The organism is Streptomyces longisporoflavus (assembly GCF_014649775.1).
Lineage (GTDB): Bacteria > Actinomycetota > Actinomycetes > Streptomycetales > Streptomycetaceae > Streptomyces > Streptomyces longisporoflavus.
This window is the reverse complement of record NZ_BMTR01000002.1, coordinates 459339-477456: the sequence shown is the minus strand read 5'-3', so window position 1 is coordinate 477456 and position 18118 is coordinate 459339. Positions and strand designations below refer to the sequence as shown.

Annotated in this window: 18 protein-coding genes; 7 read left to right on the top strand and 11 right to left on the bottom strand. The window is 70.4% G+C overall.

Going from position 1 to position 18118, the window contains the following annotated elements; all coding sequences use genetic code 11:
• Positions 1-45 precede the first annotated feature (45 nt).
• From IE226_RS06150 to IE226_RS45200, 3 genes are all read right to left on the bottom strand, one after another.
• Positions 46-825, bottom strand: a complete 780-nt coding sequence (locus tag IE226_RS06150) for an ABC transporter ATP-binding protein (RefSeq protein ID WP_190079970.1) — start codon at positions 823-825, stop codon at positions 46-48.
• The gene (locus IE226_RS06145) at positions 798-1739 is read right to left on the bottom strand and encodes an ABC transporter permease (RefSeq protein WP_190079969.1); all 942 of its coding nucleotides are present in this window, start codon (positions 1737-1739) and stop codon (positions 798-800) included. Before IE226_RS06145 ends, IE226_RS06150 begins: the two co-directional genes overlap by 28 nt.
• A 205-nt stretch (positions 1740-1944) precedes the next feature.
• Positions 1945-2028 (bottom strand): putative leader peptide, encoded by an 84-nt coding sequence (locus IE226_RS45200; RefSeq protein ID WP_349817350.1) that lies wholly within the window; start codon positions 2026-2028, stop codon positions 1945-1947.
• Between the two features lie 101 nt (positions 2029-2129).
• Here IE226_RS45200 and IE226_RS06140 point away from each other — a divergent pair, with 101 nt between their 5' ends.
• Positions 2130-2552, top strand: coding sequence for a secondary thiamine-phosphate synthase enzyme YjbQ (locus tag IE226_RS06140; protein ID WP_190079968.1), 423 nt, complete (start codon positions 2130-2132; stop codon positions 2550-2552).
• A 100-nt stretch (positions 2553-2652) separates the two neighbouring features.
• On the opposite strand, the gene IE226_RS06135 is transcribed toward IE226_RS06140, so the two are convergent.
• From IE226_RS06135 to IE226_RS06105, 7 genes are all read right to left on the bottom strand, one after another.
• Positions 2653-2916 (bottom strand): hypothetical protein, encoded by a 264-nt coding sequence (locus tag IE226_RS06135; protein ID WP_190079967.1) that lies wholly within the window; start codon positions 2914-2916, stop codon positions 2653-2655.
• 103 nt (positions 2917-3019) lie between these two features.
• The gene (locus IE226_RS06130; RefSeq protein ID WP_190079966.1) at positions 3020-3808 is read right to left on the bottom strand and encodes a hypothetical protein; all 789 of its coding nucleotides are present in this window, start codon (positions 3806-3808) and stop codon (positions 3020-3022) included.
• 304 nt (positions 3809-4112) lie between these two features.
• Positions 4113-4628: a MarR family winged helix-turn-helix transcriptional regulator gene (locus tag IE226_RS06125; protein WP_190079965.1), complete on the bottom strand. Its 516-nt coding sequence runs from the start codon at positions 4626-4628 to the stop codon at positions 4113-4115.
• Between the two features lie 67 nt (positions 4629-4695).
• Positions 4696-5130 (bottom strand): STAS domain-containing protein, encoded by a 435-nt coding sequence (locus IE226_RS06120; protein WP_190079964.1) that lies wholly within the window; start codon positions 5128-5130, stop codon positions 4696-4698.
• Positions 5127-6221, bottom strand: a complete 1095-nt coding sequence (locus IE226_RS06115; RefSeq protein WP_190079963.1) for a cobalamin B12-binding domain-containing protein — start codon at positions 6219-6221, stop codon at positions 5127-5129. Before IE226_RS06115 ends, IE226_RS06120 begins: the two co-directional genes overlap by 4 nt.
• The gene (locus IE226_RS06110) at positions 6218-7822 is read right to left on the bottom strand and encodes a PP2C family protein-serine/threonine phosphatase (protein ID WP_229870524.1); all 1605 of its coding nucleotides are present in this window, start codon (positions 7820-7822) and stop codon (positions 6218-6220) included. Before IE226_RS06110 ends, IE226_RS06115 begins: the two co-directional genes overlap by 4 nt.
• Before the next feature lie 281 nt (positions 7823-8103).
• Positions 8104-10542, bottom strand: coding sequence for a tetratricopeptide repeat protein (locus IE226_RS06105; RefSeq protein WP_229870522.1), 2439 nt, complete (start codon positions 10540-10542; stop codon positions 8104-8106).
• Between the two features lie 175 nt (positions 10543-10717).
• On the opposite strand from IE226_RS06105, the gene IE226_RS06100 reads away from it, so the two are divergent.
• Together IE226_RS06100 and IE226_RS06095 are read left to right on the top strand one after the other, a co-directional pair.
• Positions 10718-11173 carry a carboxymuconolactone decarboxylase family protein gene (locus tag IE226_RS06100; protein ID WP_190079961.1) on the top strand — a complete coding sequence of 152 codons (456 nt, stop codon included), beginning with the start codon at positions 10718-10720 and terminating at the stop codon, positions 11171-11173.
• An 81-nt stretch (positions 11174-11254) separates the two neighbouring features.
• Entirely contained in the window at positions 11255-11704 is a 450-nt protein-coding gene (locus IE226_RS06095) for an iron chaperone (protein ID WP_190079960.1), read from the top strand.
• Positions 11705-11760: 56 nt separating this feature from the next.
• On the opposite strand, the gene IE226_RS06090 is transcribed toward IE226_RS06095, so the two are convergent.
• Entirely contained in the window at positions 11761-12900 is a 1140-nt protein-coding gene (locus IE226_RS06090) for a family 2 encapsulin nanocompartment cargo protein terpene cyclase (protein ID WP_190079959.1), read from the bottom strand.
• 440 nt (positions 12901-13340) lie between these two features.
• Here IE226_RS06090 and IE226_RS06085 point away from each other — a divergent pair, with 440 nt between their 5' ends.
• From IE226_RS06085 to IE226_RS06070, 4 genes are all read left to right on the top strand, one after another.
• Positions 13341-14768 carry a family 2B encapsulin nanocompartment shell protein gene (locus IE226_RS06085; RefSeq protein ID WP_190079958.1) on the top strand — a complete coding sequence of 476 codons (1428 nt, stop codon included), beginning with the start codon at positions 13341-13343 and terminating at the stop codon, positions 14766-14768.
• A gap of 21 nt (positions 14769-14789) precedes the next feature.
• Positions 14790-15650 carry a geranyl diphosphate 2-C-methyltransferase gene (locus tag IE226_RS06080; RefSeq protein WP_190079957.1) on the top strand — a complete coding sequence of 287 codons (861 nt, stop codon included), beginning with the start codon at positions 14790-14792 and terminating at the stop codon, positions 15648-15650.
• Between the two features lie 91 nt (positions 15651-15741).
• The gene (locus IE226_RS06075; RefSeq protein WP_190079956.1) at positions 15742-16299 is read left to right on the top strand and encodes a PadR family transcriptional regulator; all 558 of its coding nucleotides are present in this window, start codon (positions 15742-15744) and stop codon (positions 16297-16299) included.
• Between the two features lie 69 nt (positions 16300-16368).
• On the top strand, positions 16369-18090 hold the full coding sequence (locus tag IE226_RS06070) for an acyl-CoA dehydrogenase family protein (RefSeq protein WP_190079955.1): 1722 nt from the start codon (positions 16369-16371) through the stop codon (positions 18088-18090).
• Positions 18091-18118 lie beyond the last annotated feature (28 nt).

Here is an 18118-nt window from a genome sequence, read left to right as displayed (position 1 = left end):
CGTTCGGTGTGTTCGTGCTGTGCGGGGAGGGGGTTTGCGGATAGTTCAGGCCGCGGCGGCGGTCTCCGCGGAGCCGTCGTCCGCGTCGACGCCGAGACGCCGCAGCAGTTCGGCACGCAGCTCGCCGAAGCGCGGATCGGAGATCCCGCGCGGCCGGTCCAGATCGATCTCGGTCTCGTACGCGATGACTCCCGCGTCCATGACGAGCACCCGGTCGGCGAGGAGCACGGCCTCCTCGACGTCGTGCGTGACGAGCAGGACCGCGCAGCCGCGCCGCTGCCACAGTTCGTCGACGAGCCGCTGGGCCTTGATGCGGGTGAGCGCGTCGAGCGCGCCGAACGGCTCGTCGAGCAGCAGCAGATCGGGCTCGCGCACCAGGGCACGGGCCAGTGAGGCGCGCTGGGCCTCGCCGCCGGAGAGCGTCTTGGGCCAGGCGTTCGTACGGTGCTTGAGCCCGACCTCCTCCAACGCCCTTTCGGCCAGGCCGCGTTCGGGGCTGCCCGGCAGACCGAGCAGAACGTTGCGCCACACTCGCTTCCAGGGCATGAGCCGGGGAGCCTGGAACGCGACGGCCTTGCGGCGCGGCACGAGGACGGTCCCCTCGATGTCACGGTCGAGCCCGGCGAGGATGCGCAGCAGGGTCGACTTGCCGCAGCCGCTGCGCCCGAGCAGCGCCACGAACTCGCCCGGCCGCACGTCGAGATCGAGGCGGTCGATGACGGCGCGCCCGTCGAAGGCGCGGGTGAGCCCTTCGACGCGTACGGCCGAAGCCGCCTGCGTGGTGGGGGAAGCGGTGGTCACCGGCCGGTGAACGTCGGTCGCCATTGCAGCAGCAGCCTTTCGAGGGTGCGGACGATGAAGTCGGCGATGAGGCCGAGGAAGGCGTAGACGATCAGGCAGACGACGATCACATCGGTCCGCAGGAAGTCACGCGCCTGGACCATCAGGAAGCCGATCCCGGAGTCCGCGTTGATCTGCTCGGCGAAGACCAGGGCGAGCCAGGCGATGCCGAGGGAGTAGCGAAGGCCGGTCATCGCACCCGGTAGCGCACCCGGCAGGATGACGTGGCGCACGAGCCCCCACCGAGAGAGCCCGAGTGATTCCCCGGCCTCGATGAGCTGGGAGTCGACCCCGCGTATGCCCGCGTACACGTTCAGGTAGAGCGGGAAGGACACGCCGAGGGTGATGATGGCGACCTTGGGCGCCTCGCCGATGCCGAACCAGATGATGAACAGCGGGATGAGTCCGACGAAGGGCACGGTGCGCAGCATCTGCACGCTGGCGTCGACAAGGTCCTCTCCGACGCGGAAGAGCCCTGCGACGAGCGCCAGCGAGGTCCCGACGAGGGTGCCGAGCAGCATCCCCACCGCGACCCGCTGCAGGGAGACCCCCATGGCCGAGGTCAGTGAGCCGTCGGCGAGGAGGTCACGGCCGACACCGGCGATGGTCCCCGGCGAGGCGAGGATGTCGGCGCTCAACGTCCCTGTGGAGCTGAGGACTTGCCACAGGGCGAGGAGCGCGAGAGGTCCGGAGGTACGGCGGAGCCAGCGGGGGACGCGGGCGCGGCGGGTGGAGGCGGGGACGATGGGGACGAGCTCGGGCTCGGACGCGGGCACAGGCTCGGGTTCGGCCGACCGGGTGGCGGCGCCGGGGCCTTCGACGGGCTCAGCGGAATCATCCGACTTGGATATACCCGGAATGTCGGATACGGGATCCGGCGGGGCATGGCTGATGCTCAAGGGTGCTCCATGGCAGGGCAGGAGGGAGGGGCAGAGGAAGGGATGCCGATGCCCGAGAGGCCGGGGCGGGGGACGGCTGGATCGGACGCAGCCGCGCCGAGGCGTCAGGACACGGAAACGCGCGGAACGCCAAGGGTGCAAGCAGGGCCTGTGGCGCGAGTGGCGCGAAGGGTGGAAATGGGGGAGGGCTGAAGCCGAAAGAGCGTCAGCAGCCTCGGCGACACGCAGCGGAAGCCACCCGCAGCAGGTCGATGTGACCGCGCGTGGTGAGCAGAGCTGAACGCAACATGCCGCAGAACGTAGCCAGCTCGTCGGCGTACGGTCAATGCCGTCTCGAAAGGCGGACGTCACGTATCAGCGAACGGGAGCTGCGTGAGGGAAGATGAACCCATGTCCGACGCTTTCACCACACGTGTCCTGAACGTCACCACCGGCTCGGAGGAGAAGGTCTTCGACCTCACCGAGGCCTGCCAGGGTTTCCTGCGCGAGGTGGCAGGCGGCCGCGACGGCCTCCTCAACCTCTTCGTCCCGCATGCGACCGCCGGCGTCGCGATCCTCGAGACGGGCGCGGGCAGCGACAACGACCTCCTCGCCGCACTGCACACCCTGCTTCCCGCCGACGACCGCTGGCAGCACCGCCACGGCAGCCCCGGCCACGGCCGCGACCACGTCCTGCCGGCCCTGGTACCGCCGCATGCGACGCTGCCGGTCCTGGAGGGCCGCCTGGAGCTGGGGACGTGGCAGTCCGTGTGCCTGGTGGACACCAATGTCGACAACCCCGACCGGCAGGTGCGGATGAGTTTCCTCGGCTAGCGGACGTCCAAAAGTGCTCCGCGGTCGCGGTCGGCGCGCGCCGGCTCATGGCCGGGGCGGCTGCCCGCGGCCGAAGCCCCGGGCAGCCACGTCGGAGGGGTCAGGTCTGGATCCGGAGCACCGAGCGCCGCAGTGTGCGGCGCCGATGCCGGACACCGATGGCCTGGTCGAGCGGGAAGAACGACAGCAGGATGCTGAGCCACAGGCTCGCGCCATCCACCGCTGTGGCGTCTGGCGAGAACTGGCAGGCAAGAACGGCCAGGATGATGACGACGACACAGATCTTCCCGCACCGGGGAGAGAGCGGATGCGGGGGGCGCTGCAGGCACGCGCGGTGGTTAACATCGGATTCGTAGGTGGCCATTACGGCGACCTCCTTGCTCCCGGATTTTCCGGGGGTTCGCCGCACTGTCCTCTCTTTGGTTGCAGCCGTGGAGGGCAGTGCGGTGGTGAACTCGGCGAGCGGGTTACTCGGCCGAGGGCTGGAGGCCGGCGGACTTGAGGCCGGGGGGCGTGTACTTGAGGACGAAGCGGTAGAGCGGGCGGGCTGTCTGGCCGGTCTTCGAGCGGAGAGTGTGGAACCACTCGTACCGGGCGATGTAGAGCACGCCGTGGGAGACGAGCTCGTCAATGCCCTTCCTGACGCTCTCGGGTGACGGCCCGTACCACTCGCTGATCTTGTCCTGAACGAGGGCGAACTCGTCGCTGCGCATGTCGAGGGCGATCAGGAGCATGGCCTTGCCCGGTGGCGTGAGCTTCTCGTGGAGCCGATCGCGCCAGTACCAGAAGGGCAGTTGAAAGTAGTAGTCACCCTTGCCCGGCGGCCGGTACGGATCACCGCTACCGTCTTCCAGCAGTTTGGTGATCTTGGCTTTGCCCTCTTCGCCCCGGGTCGACTCGACCAGATTCAAGTCCTTGAGCGTTTTCCAGGCCCTGGATACCGCTGTTGTTCCGGCCTTCTGGTCATAGAGCCCGAGTGCGCGAGCCCAGTTGGCGGCCCAGTCGGTGGCGGAGTAGTCCCCGGCCCCGGCCACCGCGCACAGGAGCAGGTAAAGGTCCAGTGCTCGTGACTGGTTACGCCGCACCAGCTCTGACAGAGGTCCGGGCCTCGACTCCCCGCGCGGCCCGCGCTGAACGAAGGAGTGGCGGATCGGCACTGTCTCGTTCCTCCGCTTCGAGCGGGCGAGGAAGAGATCGATCGTCGCCTGCTGGTCAGGGGGAGACGACGTGGGCTGTGGCTGAACGCTGGTCGGCATGCGTGTACTTAAGCGCACGGCATGCCGTGATCACGACCTTGGAACCTCTTGTCGCGACGACGTGAGATGCCGATCAGCAGGGCGGTAAGCGATGAACCCGTTGGATGAACAGTGAGATCACTGTTGAGACGAACATCTACGACGAACCCTTACTGGGGCTGAACCGACGCGTAAGCGGCCACCGACACCGCACTGACAGGCGCGGTCAACCTACGTGCGGGCCATGGAAAGTTGTCTACCTCGCCGGGCCCTCGAAACGGCCGGCTCACAGCGGGCGGCCTACGAGGCCGGAGGCCAGCCGCCGTCAAGCCGCAGGCACGAAGCCGGGTCTGCTCTCCTCCTCTGCTTCTGCCCCTGCCCCTGCTGCTGCCGTGAGTTGGGCGTGGAGGCCCGCGAGGCCTTTGGCCAGGGCGCGGCGTTCCGGCTGGGGGAGGGCGTCGATGGCATGGTGCAGGGCGTCCTCGCGCTGGTCGCGGATGCTCTGCAGGTGCGTTCTGCCCTCGGGCGTGAGGCGCAGGGTGACTTCCCGGCCGTTGCCGGGGCACGGCAGCCGTTCCAGGAAACCGGTGGCCTGGAGGCGGTCGCACATCCGGGTGACGGAGGGGGCGGCAGTGGAGAGCCGGGTGCACACGGTCCGCATGCGTATCCCCTCGGAGCGGTCGACGAGGTACATCAGCCGTAGTTGCGAGGCGGATACGGGGGCGAGGGCGGCGGATTCTCTGGCGTGTTCCCACATCACGTCGAGGTGTTCGACGATGTCGCCGGCGGACCGGGTGGCCTCGCGGGAGAACCTGCGGGTGGTCGGGTGTCGTGTCGGCATGAGCGCCCCGTCAGTGGTGGGTCTGGCTCCCTTCCAGTGCCTGGTCAGGGAGTGGAAGTGGATGGCGTCAGGGGGGTGCGGTGCGGTCCCGCGGGCCGGCCGGGGTTGTTTCGCCGCCGGTCTGCGGGGGTTCTGCCGAGCTGCCGGGGGAGCCCTCCGCGCCTTCGGTGAGGGGCGCCGTGAAGTGCTCCAGGGTGCCGGTGAGGGACAGGAGCCGGTCCAGCCTCGCGGGGCGGTCGTCCAGGTGGAGGCGGACGCCGGCCGCGCTGGTCCTGCGGTGGATCATCAGCAGGATCGAAAGACCCATGGAGTCGACGAGTTCGAGCCCCGCGCAGTGCAGGTGCAGGTCCCCGAGACGCGGGTGTTCGGCGAGCTTGTCGGTGACGGCCAGCAGGAGGTGGTCGGCGTTGTCGTAGTCGAGGTCGCCGTGGACCTCTATGCGGACGGTGTCCTCGGTGTCGACCGTCGTCAGGCGGAGGGAGGAGGGTGGCTTCGTGGTCATACGGTCTTTCCGGCGGTGTTGCGGTGGTCGGGCGCGAGCGCGTCGATGCCGTGCTCGAGGGTTCGGGCGGCTCTGGGGAAGTCCTTGAGTTCGCGGGCCAGGATGTCCAGGGCCGGCGGAAGGCTGTGTGCGGGCACGCCGCGGGCGGTGAGGATGCGGGCGGTCCAGGTGATGAACCGGGTGAAGAGGTCCGCGTCGCCGAGGTAGAGGGCGGTGGCGAGGAATTCCACGATGTGTGCGAGGTCTTCCGCGGTGCGTTCACGCTGCTGGTCGCTGTAGGCGCGCATGGCGGGGAACGCGTCTTCGAGAGCGGTCAGGACGGTGCGCACGAGCGAGGTGCTGCTGCGCGAGACCATGCTGTATTCCTGGTCGCCCAGGTGGGGCAGGTCGTCGATGGGCTGGTGATCGTGCTGCGGGCGCGGCAGCGGCGCCCTGGCGAGTCGGTCGGCCGCGGCGCGGGCGTCGGGCGCCCAGGCGTCGGCACCGAGCAGACGCGCGTACTCGCCGTCGGGCCCGAAGGCGGCTCCCCCGGCGAGCACCGGTACGCCGACGGCCTGGCAGGCGGTGATCGCGGCGTGTGCGGCGGGCAGCCGGGTCGCGATCGAGCCGGAGAGCGCGACCACGTCGGTGTCGGTGCGGTGCAGGTGGGTGATGAGGTGCGGGGAGGGGACCTGCGCGCCGAGGTAGTCGACGTGCCAGCCGCGCAGCTTCAGGACCTCGGCCAGCAGACGGGCGGGCAGCGCATGCCATTCACCGTCCACACAGGCCACCGTGATCCTGCCCCGGTCCGGGTTCGTCCGCGCGGCGGGGTGCACGGAGAGCGCCGCCACGGCGCGTTCGTTGATGGCGGTCGCGGCGTGCTCCTCGGCCACGGTGAGCCGGTTTGCGGCCCACTCCTCGCCGACCCTGCCCTGCACCGACGCGATCACGTCGATGAGCACGCTCTCCGGCGCCAGGCCGTCGTCCAGAGCGCGCAGCACCGCATCGGTGGCGGCGCGTTCGTCGGCCGCGGACACGGCTTTCCACAGCTCGGCTGCCAGGTCTTCGACCGCTTCGCCGGCGGACGGCCGGTACGGAGTTCGGGTTGTCACGAGGTGTACCTGCCCCGAGTACGGCCGTTCACCGCACTGAGATGCTGCGTGCGGGGCGCGGAGATCACCACGACGGCCATGTCGTCGTGCCTGCCCTTGCCGACCCACTGGGAGGCGAGCATCTGGACATGCTCCACGATGCCCTCGGACGGCATGCCCGCGCACTGCGCGAGGACACGCTGGAGGCGCTCCTCACCGAACTCGGTCCCGCCCAGCGGACCGCCCTTGGCCTCGGTGATCCCGTCCGTGTAGAGCACGCAGGAGTCACCGGGCGCGAGAGTGACGGCGGCGGTGCGGGCCCTGGTCTCGGGGATCGCCCCCACCAGCGTGCCGCTCGTCGCCGCCTCCTCCACCTCGCCGCTCGTGCGGACGATCAGCGGCGGGGGATGGCCGGCACTGGTCAGCCGCAGGTTCACGCCGCTGCCCTCCCGTATGGCGGAGGCCAGCACCAGCGTGGCGAAGCGGGTGTGATGGGAGTTGACCAGAGCCGTGTTGAGCAGGCTGATCATCCTCTGGTGGTCGTCCGCCATGGGGAGCAGGGCATGCAGGGTGTTGCGGATCTTGCCGGTCAGTACGGCGGCCTCCAGGCCCTTGCCGCAGACGTCCCCGAGCGCCACGAGTGACGCCTCGCCCTCGACGGCGGCGGGATGCACGTCGTAGAAGTCGCCGCCGATCCGTTCGTGGTCCTCCGAGGGGCGGTAGCCGCCCGAGAAGTCGACTCCGGAGATCTGGTGCAGTGAGGGGGGAAGCAGCTCGCGCATCAGCACCTCGGTGATCGCAGCCTGCTCCGCGTACAGGCGCGCCGCCGACATGGCGGCTCCGGCGCGCGTGGCGAACAGCCGGGCGAAAACCTCCTCGCCCTCGGTGAAGGCCGCCGTGCCGGAGCGGCGCAGCAGGACGAGGGCGCCGGCGGCGACGCCGTGACCGGGCAGCGGAGTGATCACTATCGAGCCGACAGGACCGAAGTCCGCGGGCACCATCCAGTCCGGTGCGACGCCGGGGTCGATCCACCGTGAAGGCACCGGCGGAAAGCCGCGCAGCGCCTCGTCGAGGCCGGGCACGTCATCGGGGTCCGCGGACTCCTGCGAGCGGACGGGGCTGTCGCCGCGCAGACAGGACACCACCGGCAGCCGCTGCCCTCGCGCGGGCGCGATGACGAGGGCCGCGTCGGCGAGGTACTCGGCGGCCAGCTGCGCCGTCACATCCATGCAGCGCTCCAGGTTCAGCGAGGAGAGCAGCAGGTTGGACGTCTTGGCCAGGAATTCGGTCCGCTCGCGTTCCATCTGCAGGGCGTCGCGGACCAGCTGGTGGTCGGTGTCGTCGATCAGCCACCACACCACGGAGTTGTCGTCCTGCACGCTGGAGTGCGCCTCGAAGCTGCGCTCGCTGATGGCGCCCGAGACCGGTGTGTGCACCGCGCGGCCGGCGCGTCGGCCGGGCTCTGTCAGGGCGTCGTGCGCGGCGGAGAGCCAGGCGGGGACCACGTCGGTGAAGACGGCCCCGGGGCGGGCTCCGGGCAGGAGCGCGCCGGCTGCGTCGCTGCGCAGCAAAAGGGTGCCCTGGCCGTCAGCGACGAAGACGGGGTAGGGGGCATGGCGCAACGCGGAGCGATGCTCTGCGCCGGTGCCTGTCTGCGCTGTGATCTGCGCTTGGGAAGAAACCAAATATGGAGGACTCGCTGGGCGAATCCCTCACCTCATCCACTCGAAGGAACGTTGCCGTGAAGCAACCATCCCGCACGTCACGCACGTCTGGCAACCAGCGCTTGTGGCCGTGAAAATGCATGGTCGGAGACGAGTTTGACGTCCCCGGAACGGGAGACCCGATCGGGGTCGCCCACGGTATGTCCGGGGCCCCGCGGCCCCCTGGCGAGCGGGCGGGGCTACGACCGCGGGGCGGCCCGGCCCGCCGTGCGGTGGTCCGCGGCAGCGGTCCGATCCGACGCGTCGAGCAGGGCGGCGATTCCCGCGTGGGCCTGCGCTTCCTCGTACCGGTGTCCCAGCCGGGGGGCCAGCTCCAGGGCCTGCTGGTGCAGGCGCAGGGCTTCCTCGGGGAGGCCGGCCAGGCGGCAGGTCTCGGCGTAACTGTTGAGGAAGCGGCTCTTCCATTGCTCCTCGAACAACTCGTCGAGGAGCGCGAACGCTTTCCGGTGGCTTTCCAGTGCCTCTTCGTGGCGGCCCATGAGCCGCAGCGCGACGCCCAGGCAGTTGAGGCACCACGCCTCGTTGTGCAGATGCCCGTCCTCGCGGGCCAGCGCCAGCGCCTGCCGCAGGTGGTCCGTCGCCTCGTCGGGATCCTGGTGGGAGATGGCCACGCCGAGGGTGATCCTCGCCGTCAGGGCGGGCGGCCAGGCGGGGTCGGTGTGGGGTGCCGCGAGAACCTCACGGGCCCGCTGGGCCGCCTCCTCGCGGTGCCCCAGTTGCAGCATCGCCCAGGCCTCCGAGGCGGTCGCATAGGCCGCGCCCGTGCGGCTGCCGGCCTGCTCGTACAGCTTTCCCGCGAGACGGAAGAGTTCGAGCGGCTCGTCGACGTCGCCCTCGTCCCACTTCAGGTAGCCGCGCCGCAGCGTCAGTTCGGCTTCCGCTTCGGTGTCGCCCACCCGGCTCAACAGGGCCTGCGCCGCCTCGTACGAGGCGGCGGCCTCCGCCATGCGGCCCGCGTTGTAGCGTGCGAAGCCGAGGTTGCTGTGCGCGTCGGCGAGTCGCAGCGGATCGTCGAGGCGCTCGGCGGCGGCCAGCGACCGTTCGAAGAGCACGTTGAGGTGCGTGGTGCCGCAGCGCCGTGCGAAGTAGGCCCGCAGGAAGCCCGGCAGCTCGCACACGTGCGCGTCGGCTCCGACGGCGGACGCCGTCTCGAAGGCGGCCACCATGTTCTCGTACTCCGCGACGAGCCAGGAGAAGGCCGCGTGCTTGTCCGCGAACCGCGGCAGCGCGGCCGGGGGCCGGCCCGCGGAGGGGGTCCGGCCGGGGGCCAGGAAAGGCAGCGCGGCGTCGGCGGCGGCCGCCGCGTGCACGTAGAAGTCGAGGAAACGGCCGAGCGCCCGCTGCCGTTCGGCGGGCGAGTCCTGCTCGGCGCAGGACCGTCGCGCGTGCTGGTGCACCAGGTCGTGCAGGCGGTAGCGGCCCGCGGTCGTCTCCTGTACGAGGTGCGCGTCGACCAGGTCATCGAGGATCGCCCGCGCGTCGTGCAGCGGCACGTCCGCCAGCGAGGCCGCCAGGTACGCGTCGAAGGAACCTCCCGGCAGCAGGCCGAGCAGCCGGAACAGGCGGGCCTGGGAGCGGTCCAACTGCCGTACGGACATGGCGAAGGCGGTGTCGAACTCGCTCACGCCCTCGGCCATCCGCTCGACGAGGATGCCCACCGTCCAGCCGGGGCGGTGCCGCAGCCGGGCCGCGGCGAGGCGCAGGGCCAGCGGTAGGTGGCCGCACAGCCGCAGCACCTCGGCGGCGGACTCCGGCTCCCGGCCGAGGCGGCCGTCGCCGCCACCGGGGTCGCCGCTGGCGCGGACGAGGAACTCCGCGCTCTCCTGCGGGCTCAGCACGTCGAGGGAGACCGGCGGCACCTCGTCGAGGCCGATCAGCCGGTTGCGGCTGGTGATCAGGGCGACGGAAGGCCCGGCGCCGGGCAGCAGCGGGCGGACCTGCTCGGCGTCGGCGGCGTTGTCGATCACCACGACGACCCGCCGGTCGGCGAGCTCGGAGCGCCAGCAGGCGGCCAGCTGCTCGACGCCTTCCCGCGGCACCTTCTCGGAAGGCACGTCCAGGGCGCCGAGCAGCATCCGCAGTGCCGAATCGGGGTCGAGCGGCTCGCGGCCCTCGGTGAACCCGTGCAGGTCCACATAGAGCTGGGCGTCGGGGTAGTCGGCCGCGAGCCGGTGCGCGGCGTGCATCGCCAGGCAGGTCTTGCCGACGCCGGCCATGCCGTCGACGGCGACCACCCGGTGGCTGTCCACCGCGGCAAGGACGGCGGCGAGCTGGGCCTCGCGGCCGGTGAAATCGGGCACGTCCCGCGGCAGGTCGTTGCGGGGCCTCGGCCTGCCCTGGCGGCTGGACTTCGGGGGCGCGGGGAGGGGGTTGGAGGCGCGTTCCCACAGGGGGCGCAGCGGGCGGGGGTCGCGTTTGACGAGGCGGCAGAGCGCGATCACCGCGGGCCACGGCGGCGGGGTCTGGCCGCTGAGGTAGCGCGACAGGGACGAGGAGCTCAGGCCGGTGTCCCGCGCGAGGGCCCGGACGCCGAGCCCGGACAGTTCCTGGAGCAGCCGCAGCCGGGCGGCGAGATCGTGTTGCGGGTCCGTCTGCGCCGTGCGTTGTGGCTCAACCACCGAGTACCCCCGTGTCCCGTGTCGGCAGAAACCTATCGGGCCATGTCGTCGCAGCTCAAGGCTGTTCCAGCTGTCCCACGGTGTCCCATCGCCGTGGTCGTGGCCGGCGGATCGGGCTGATATGGAGTCACGCCCCGGGGGAACGGGGACCAAGCGGAACGAGGAGCAGACCGAGATGCAGTCCCGTATGCAGAACCCCGCCGTCGTCCTGTCCGACGCGATGCCCGCCATCCAGTCCCTCATCAAGGCCGTGCACTCCGGCGGCATGGACGCGCAGACCCTTGAGCTGGTCCACCTGCGGGTCAGCCAGATCAATGGCTGCAGCGCCTGCGTCGACGGCGGCGCCAAGTCGGCCCGCAAGGCGGGCGTGAGCGACGAGCGTCTCGCGACGGTCGCCGCTTGGCGCGAGGCCCCGTACTTCAGCGAAGCGGAGCGGGCGGCGCTCGCCTTCGCCGAGGCCGCGACGCGGCTCGCCGACCGTCCCGACGCGGTGAGCGACGAGGTGTGGGACACCACTGCCACCCACTTCGACGAGAAGCAGATGGCCGCCCTCGTCCTGATGGTCGGCGTCACCAACCTGTTCAACCGGCTCAACGCCTCGACCCGTCAGATCGCCGGCGCGTGGGGATGACCCTCCGCCGGGAGGAGCCGTCGCACCGGCTCCTCCTGAGTGCCACTGCTTCCATCGACCCACACGCGTAAGGAAACTGCCATGACTGCGACTGCTGAGAAGTTCGACGGATTCACCGACGAGGAACGCGACGCTATGAAGGCGCGCGCCCGGGAGCTGAAGGCGTCCGCGCGCCGCGTCTCGCGCGCCGACAAGGCGGCGGAGGAGGAGGCCGCCGTGGTCGCGAAGATCGCCGAGATGCGGGACTCGGACCGGGTGATGGCCGAGCGGATCCACGCCGTGATCAAGGAGAACGTGCCGGAGCTCGCGCCGAAGCTTTGGTACGGGATGCCGGCGTACGCCAGGGACGGCAAGGTCGTCTGCTTCTTCCAGAGCGCGCAGAAGTTCAGCGCGAGGTATGCGACGTTCGGCTTCAGCGACAAGGCGGATCTCGACGACGGCGCCATGTGGCCGGCCTCGTACGCCCTCAAGGGGCTGACCGCCGAGGGCGAGGCGCGGATCGCGGAGCTCGTGCGGCAGGCGGTGAGCTGACGAGGCCCGTGAGGCCGCACGGGCCTGACTCGGGGAGCTCGGGGAGCTCGGGGATCTCAGGGCGAGGTCGCGTAACGGGTGCCGACATGTCCCGCGTGCCACTCGTGGTTGCCGCCCACCCAGTTCGCCAGGCCGGTCATGAACCGGGCGACGAGCGGATCGGTGACGGAGAGGGCGGCGGCCTGCTCCTCGAAGAGGCGTACGAGGTCGTTGTGGACCTCGATCGCCTGCTGGAAGGCGTCCTCGACGGAGCAGTTCTCCTCGGCGGTGATCACCGTGGGCAGGCTGTAGTGGAAGCGTTCGCCCTGCTGCTCCTTGCGCAGCGAGTAGAGGTCGTTGCAGATGGTCGCGGCGTTGGAGGACAGGGCGACGGCGCGCTGCACGGCGGGCTCCGCGAAGAGCTGGGCGGGCAGTTCGTAGCCCCCGACGGCGTCGGTGATGGTCAGGCACGGGCGGAAGCTGTTGAGCTGCCTTTGCACCAGGTACTCCCACACCGCGGGGGTGCGGTGCTGGGTGACGCAGTCGCCCTCGGCGTTGTAACCGAGGTAGAGCCCGGCGATGTCGTGCCGGTAGCGGTGGGCCTGCGCCGGGGTGGCCAGGGCGCGCAGGTGGTCCATGGCGGATCGCATCGCGCGCAGCGCCGGGTGGGAGGCGAGGCCGGAGCGCCAGTCGGCTTCGTAGCGGGGGATGTTGTGGGCGGGGTCGATCGCGGACTGGGCCACGGCAAGGGCCGCGCCGCGCCGGTCCGCGCGGCCGCCGTACTCGGCTTCGCAGAAGTAGTCGTCCACGGCGTTCTCGCCGACCAGCAGGCGGGCGGCGGCCATGAGGTGGTCGATGTCCGGCGCGTCCGGGTGGCACAGGACCACTGACCGGCCGGGGTCGAAGCCGACGAGCGCCGCACGGTGGTCTGTGTCCGGGTAGAGGGCTACTTCCTGCTCGGCCCACTCGACGAGGCGGTCGTTGATCTCGTCGGCCAGCGCGCGGTCGTCCCGTACGGCGGGCGGGCTGTAGAGGCCCTCGATGCGTTGCGAGGGCGACGGCGGGGACGAGGGCGTGTCTGGTTCGGCGGCGACAGGCGCGAGACGCAGGGAGCCGGTTCCGATCCCGGACGGTCCGGACAGCAGCCGTGCCAGCAGGCGGGGCGAGCCGAGGGCGTCGGCGGGCCCGTCGGCCGCACCGGGAAGGGACGCCGTCATCCGCAACTCCGTCCACGGTGAGTCGAGCAGGCCCGGTCTTCGACGCAGGGATAGCACGGGCCGCCGGACGCAACAAGAGCGCCTCGGCGCGCCCGTGCGCCGGTGCGGCACAGTGCTCGCCCGTAAAACTGCTGCTCACACCGCCAACTGAGGGCCCTCTTGCCCACTTGTTCATGACTTTGGGTGATCTAGGGTGATTCGCTCGGTTCAAGCCGTCCTCGGCTGCGGTGACCGCCGCCGGCGCAGCATGGCACAGGCCGTTTGCGCAGCTCATCCGTTGTGTGGGGAAGGTGGCGCAAACAGGTGGTGTGGGCCTTCGGCAGCTCTCGACCGCCGTCGACGCGCGCTGCTTCACTTGCGGCGCGCAGCTCCTGCGGCTGGGGGCCGCCGAAGGGGCCTTTCGTGCCGTGAGCAACGCAGTGCCGTGGGAGGGGACCGATATGGCGACCGCAGCGTCGGCGGATCAGTCGGAACAACCTGAACAGAGCGCGGGGCAGGCGCAGTTGAGCCTGGGCATAGCGGCAGCACGCAATCTGGCGACCACCACCAAGTCCGTTCCGCAGATGCAGAACATCAGCTCGCGCTGGCTGCTGCGGACGCTGCCCTGGGTCGAGGTGGGCGGCGGCACGTACCGCGTGAACCGGCGCCTGGTGTACGCGATCGGCGACGGGCGGGTGACCTTCGTCCAGGAAGGCGCCGACGTCCGCGTCGTCCCCGCGGAACTGGCGGAGTTGTCGCTGCTGCACGGCTACGACGACCCCGACGTGCTGCGGGCGCTGGCCGAGCGGTTCGAGCAGCGGGATTTCGCGCCGGGCGAGGTGCTCGCGCAGGAAGGCCGGCCCGTCGACCACGTGTATCTGATCGCGCACGGCAAGGTGGAGAAGACCGGCACCGGCAAGTACGGGGAGGAGACCCGGCTCGGGATGCTCGCCGACGGCGGGTTCTTCGGCGGCCAGGCGCTCGCGGAAGAGCCCGGCGACTGGGAGTTCACCGCGCGTGCGGTCACCGCGTGCACCGTACTGGTACTGCCGCGGCAGGCGTACGAGGAGGTCGCGGGGCAGAGCGGGGGGCTGCGGGCCCATGTCCTGGAGCGCAGGGCGCAGAGGGAGCGGCCGCACAACAAGCGCGGTGAGGCGGACATCGCGCTCGCGGCCGGACACGCGGGCGAGCCGGCGCTGCCGGGAACCTTCGTGGACTACGAACTGGCGCCCCGAGAGTACGAGTTGAGCGTGGCGCAGACGATCCTGAAGATTCACACCCGGGTCGCCGACCTCTACAACGACCCGATGAACCAGGTCGAGCAGCAGCTGCGGCTGACCATCGAGGCGCTGCGCGAGCGCCAGGAGTACGAACTGGTCAACAACCGCGAGTTCGGACTGCTGCACAACGCCGACTACGGCCAGCGCATCTCCACCCACTCCGGACCTCCCACGCCGGACGACTTCGACGAGCTGCTGAGCATGCGGCGCCAGACCAGGGCGTTCTTCGCGCACCCGCGCGCCGTCGCCGCCTTCGGCCGGGAATGCAACAAGCGCGGCATCTACTTCGGCGACACCGAGGTCGGCGGCCACCGTCTGCCCGCCTGGCGCGGTGTGCCGATCTACCCCCTGGGGAAGCTGGGGGTCTCCGCCGACGGCGTCACCTCGATCCTGGCGATGCGTACGGGCGAGGAGAGCGAGGGCGTGGTCGGTCTGCGCCAGACCGGTATCCCGGACGAGTACGAGCCGGGCCTGAACGTGCGGTTCATGGGCATCAACGACCAGGCCGTCATCTCCTACCTGGTCAGCGCCTACTACTCGACGGCCGTGCTCGTGCCCGACGCGGTCGGCGTTCTGGAGAACGTCGAGGTCTCCCGTACGGCCGCGTGACGACACGAAGGAGCTCTCACGATGACGGTGACTCCGGACGCCTCCGACCGCGTGGTGCGCACCGCCTACCAGCGGGCGGTCGCGGACTACTGGAACAAGGAGAAGGACCCGGTCAACCTCCGCCTCGGCGATGTCGACGGCCTCTACCACCACCACTACGGGATCGGCGACTGGGACCCCTCGGTCCTCGACGGCCCCGAGTCCACGCGCGACGAGCGCATCGTGCAGGAGTTGCACCGCCTTGAATCGGCGCAGGCGGACGTGCTCCTCGATCACCTGGGGGCCGTCGCGCCGGGCCACCGTCTGCTCGACTCCGGCTGCGGCCGGGGCGGCACCAGCATCATGGCCAACCAGCGCTTCGGCTGCCGGGTCGAGGGTGTCTCCATCTCCGAGTCGCAGGTCGCCTTCGCCGAGAGCCAGGCCCGTAGGCGCGGGGTGGACGATAAGGTGGCCTACCACTTCCGCAACATGCTCCACACCGGGCTGCCGACGGCTTCCTTCCACGGGATCTGGAACAACGAGTCCACCATGTACGTGGACCTCTTCCCCCTCTTCGCCGAGTACTCCCGCCTCCTTGTCCACGGCGGGCGCTACGTCTGCATCACCGGCTGCTACAACGACGTGACCGGCGGTCGCTCCAAGGCCGTGAGCCGCATCGACGAGCACTACACGTGCAACATCCACTCCCGCGGCGCGTACTTCAAGGCGCTGGCCGCCCACGGTCTGGTGCCCATCAACGTCGTCGACCTGACGGCCGCGACCATCCCCTACTGGGAACTGCGGGCCAAGTCCTCGCTGGCCACCGGCATCGAGGAGCCCTTCCTGACCGCGTACCGGGAAGGCAGCTTCCACTACCTCCTCATCGCCGCCGACCGCGTCTGAACCGCCGGACAGCGCGGCGGCGCGGGTGAGCCGTGTCTCACCAGGGCGGCCCGACTTGTTTATGCAACGAGTTGCATAGCAGGATCGGGGCATGGCGCTAGAGCACGCGATCCTCGTCTCGCTGCTCGAACAGCCGGGCTCCGGCTATGAGCTGGCCCGGCGGTTCGAGCGGTCCATCGGCTACTTCTGGACCGCCACCCACCAGCAGATCTACCGCGTACTCAAGCGCATGGAAAGCGACGGATGGATCGACGTCCGCGAGGTGCCGCAGCAGGCACGCCCGGACAAGAAGGAGTACTCCGTCGCCGCCCCGGGGCGGACCGCGCTCTCCCGGTGGCTGCACGAGCCGATCGAACCCGAGAGCGTGCGCCACGAACTCGCCGTGAAGATCCGCGGCGCCGCCTTCGACGACCCGGTCGCGCTGATCCGCGAGGTCGAACGGCACCGCCAGGAGCACACCGACCGCCTCGCGCGCTATCTCGCGGGCGAGCGGCGTGACTTCACCGGACCCGACGCGCCCGCCACGCCCGACGCCGGACAGGAGCTCCAGCATGTCGTGCTGCGCGGCGGCATCGCGTACGAACGGATGACGCTCGCCTGGCTCGACGACGTGCTCGACACCCTGCACCGGCTCGGTCCCGGGGACTGACCAGGTCCGCCCCACCCCCACCCTCACCCCCACCACCCCTCACCTCCCGAGCCGGAAAGGCGAACACTCATGGCCGACCCGCTGCTGTTCAACCCGCGCACCTACGACCCCGAGCACTTCGACCCGGAGACCCGCAGGCTGCTGCGCGCCACCGTCGACTGGTTCGAGGCCCGCGGCAAGCGCCGGCTGATCGAGGACTACCGCGACCGCGCCTGGCTGGCCGACTTCCTGGAGTTCTCCGCGAAGGAGGGGCTCTTCGCGACCTTCCTCACCCCGGCCTCCGCCGCCGGCGGCAAGCAGGACGCACGCTGGGACACCGCCAGGATCGCCGCCCTCAACGAGATCTTCGGGTTCTACGGCCTCGACTACTGGTACGCCTGGCAGGTCACGATCCTGGGGCTCGGCCCCGTCTGGCAGAGCGAGAACGAGGCCGCCCGCACCCGCGCGGCCCAACTCCTCTCCGAAGGCGAGGTGTTCGCCTTCGGCCTGTCGGAGAAGACGCACGGCGCCGACATCTACAACACCGACATGCTCCTCGAGCCCGACGGCAACGGCGGCTTCCGGGCCGACGGCTCCAAGTACTACATCGGCAACGGCAACGCGGCCGGACTCGTCTCCGTCTTCGGCCGCCGCACCGACGTCGAGGGCCCCGACGGCTACGTCTTCTTCGCCGCCGACAGCCGCCACGAGGCCTACCACCTGGTCAAGAACGTCGTCGACTCGTCGAAGTACGTCAGTGAATTCCGCCTGGAGAACTACCCCGTAGGCCCCGACGACATCCTGCACACCGGCCGCGCAGCCTTCGACGCCGCCCTCAACACCGTCAACGTCGGCAAGTTCAACCTCTGCACCGCCTCGATCGGCATCTGCGAGCACGCGATGTACGAGGCCGTCACCCACGCGCAGAACCGCATCCTCTACGGCCGCCCCGTCACCGCCTTCCCGCACGTGCGCCGCGAGCTGACCGACGCCTACGTACGCCTCGTCGGGATGAAGCTGTTCAGCGACCGCGCCGTCGACTACTTCCGCTCCGCAGGCCCCGACGACCGCCGCTACCTCCTCTTCAACCCCATGACGAAGATGAAGGTGACCACGGAGGGCGAGAAGGTCATCGACCTGATGTGGGACGTCATCGCCGCCAAGGGCTTCGAGAAGGACAACTACTTCGCCCAGGCGGCCGTCGAGATCCGCGGCCTGCCCAAGCTGGAGGGCACGGTCCACGTCAACCTCGCGCTCATCCTCAAGTTCATGGGCAACCACCTGCTGAACCCCGCCGAGTACGAGCCCGTGCCCACCCGCCTGGACGCGGCCGACGACGATTTCCTCTTCCGGCAGGGACCCGCCCGCGGCCTGGGCGCCATCCGCTTCCACGACTGGCGCACCGCTTATGACGCGTACGCCGAGGTGCCCAACGTCGCCCGCTTCCGCGAACAGGCCGACGCCCTGTGCGGGTTCGTCAAGACGGCCGCCCCCGACGAGAAGCAGAGCCGCGACCTCGACCTCCTCCTCGCCGTCGGCCAGCTGTTCGCGCTCGTCGTGCACGGCCAGCTGATCCTGGAGCAGGCGCGCCTGACCGGCCTCGACGAGGACGTGCTCGACGAGCTCTTCGCCGTCCTCGTACGCGACTACTCCGCGCACGCCGTCGAGCTGCACGGCAAGGACTCCGCCACCGCAGAGCAGCAGAGCTGGGCCCTCGGCGCGGTGCGGCGCCCGGTCGTCGACGAAGCACGCTCGGCGCGGGTGTGGGAGCGCGTCGAGGCGCTCGCCGGCGCGTACGAGATGGCGCCCTAGCCCTCGCCATGCGGCTCGGCGGGGCGCG

Coding starts and splice junctions, on each gene's coding strand:
- IE226_RS06150 (WP_190079970.1), bottom strand. CDS start 825: ATGGCGACCGACGTTCACCGGCCGGTGACCACCGCTTCCCCCACCACG.
- IE226_RS45200 (WP_349817350.1), bottom strand. CDS start 2,028: ATGTTGCGTTCAGCTCTGCTCACCACGCGCGGTCACATCGACCTGCTG.
- IE226_RS06140 (WP_190079968.1), top strand. CDS start 2,130: ATGTCCGACGCTTTCACCACACGTGTCCTGAACGTCACCACCGGCTCG.
- IE226_RS06135 (WP_190079967.1), bottom strand. CDS start 2,916: ATGGCCACCTACGAATCCGATGTTAACCACCGCGCGTGCCTGCAGCGC.
- IE226_RS06130 (WP_190079966.1), bottom strand. CDS start 3,808: ATGCCGACCAGCGTTCAGCCACAGCCCACGTCGTCTCCCCCTGACCAG.
- IE226_RS06125 (WP_190079965.1), bottom strand. CDS start 4,628: ATGCCGACACGACACCCGACCACCCGCAGGTTCTCCCGCGAGGCCACC.
- IE226_RS06120 (WP_190079964.1), bottom strand. CDS start 5,130: ATGACCACGAAGCCACCCTCCTCCCTCCGCCTGACGACGGTCGACACC.
- IE226_RS06100 (WP_190079961.1), top strand. CDS start 10,718: ATGCAGTCCCGTATGCAGAACCCCGCCGTCGTCCTGTCCGACGCGATG.
- IE226_RS06095 (WP_190079960.1), top strand. CDS start 11,255: ATGACTGCGACTGCTGAGAAGTTCGACGGATTCACCGACGAGGAACGC.
- IE226_RS06090 (WP_190079959.1), bottom strand. CDS start 12,900: ATGACGGCGTCCCTTCCCGGTGCGGCCGACGGGCCCGCCGACGCCCTC.
- IE226_RS06085 (WP_190079958.1), top strand. CDS start 13,341: ATGGCGACCGCAGCGTCGGCGGATCAGTCGGAACAACCTGAACAGAGC.
- IE226_RS06080 (WP_190079957.1), top strand. CDS start 14,790: ATGACGGTGACTCCGGACGCCTCCGACCGCGTGGTGCGCACCGCCTAC.
- IE226_RS06075 (WP_190079956.1), top strand. CDS start 15,742: ATGGCGCTAGAGCACGCGATCCTCGTCTCGCTGCTCGAACAGCCGGGC.
- IE226_RS06070 (WP_190079955.1), top strand. CDS start 16,369: ATGGCCGACCCGCTGCTGTTCAACCCGCGCACCTACGACCCCGAGCAC.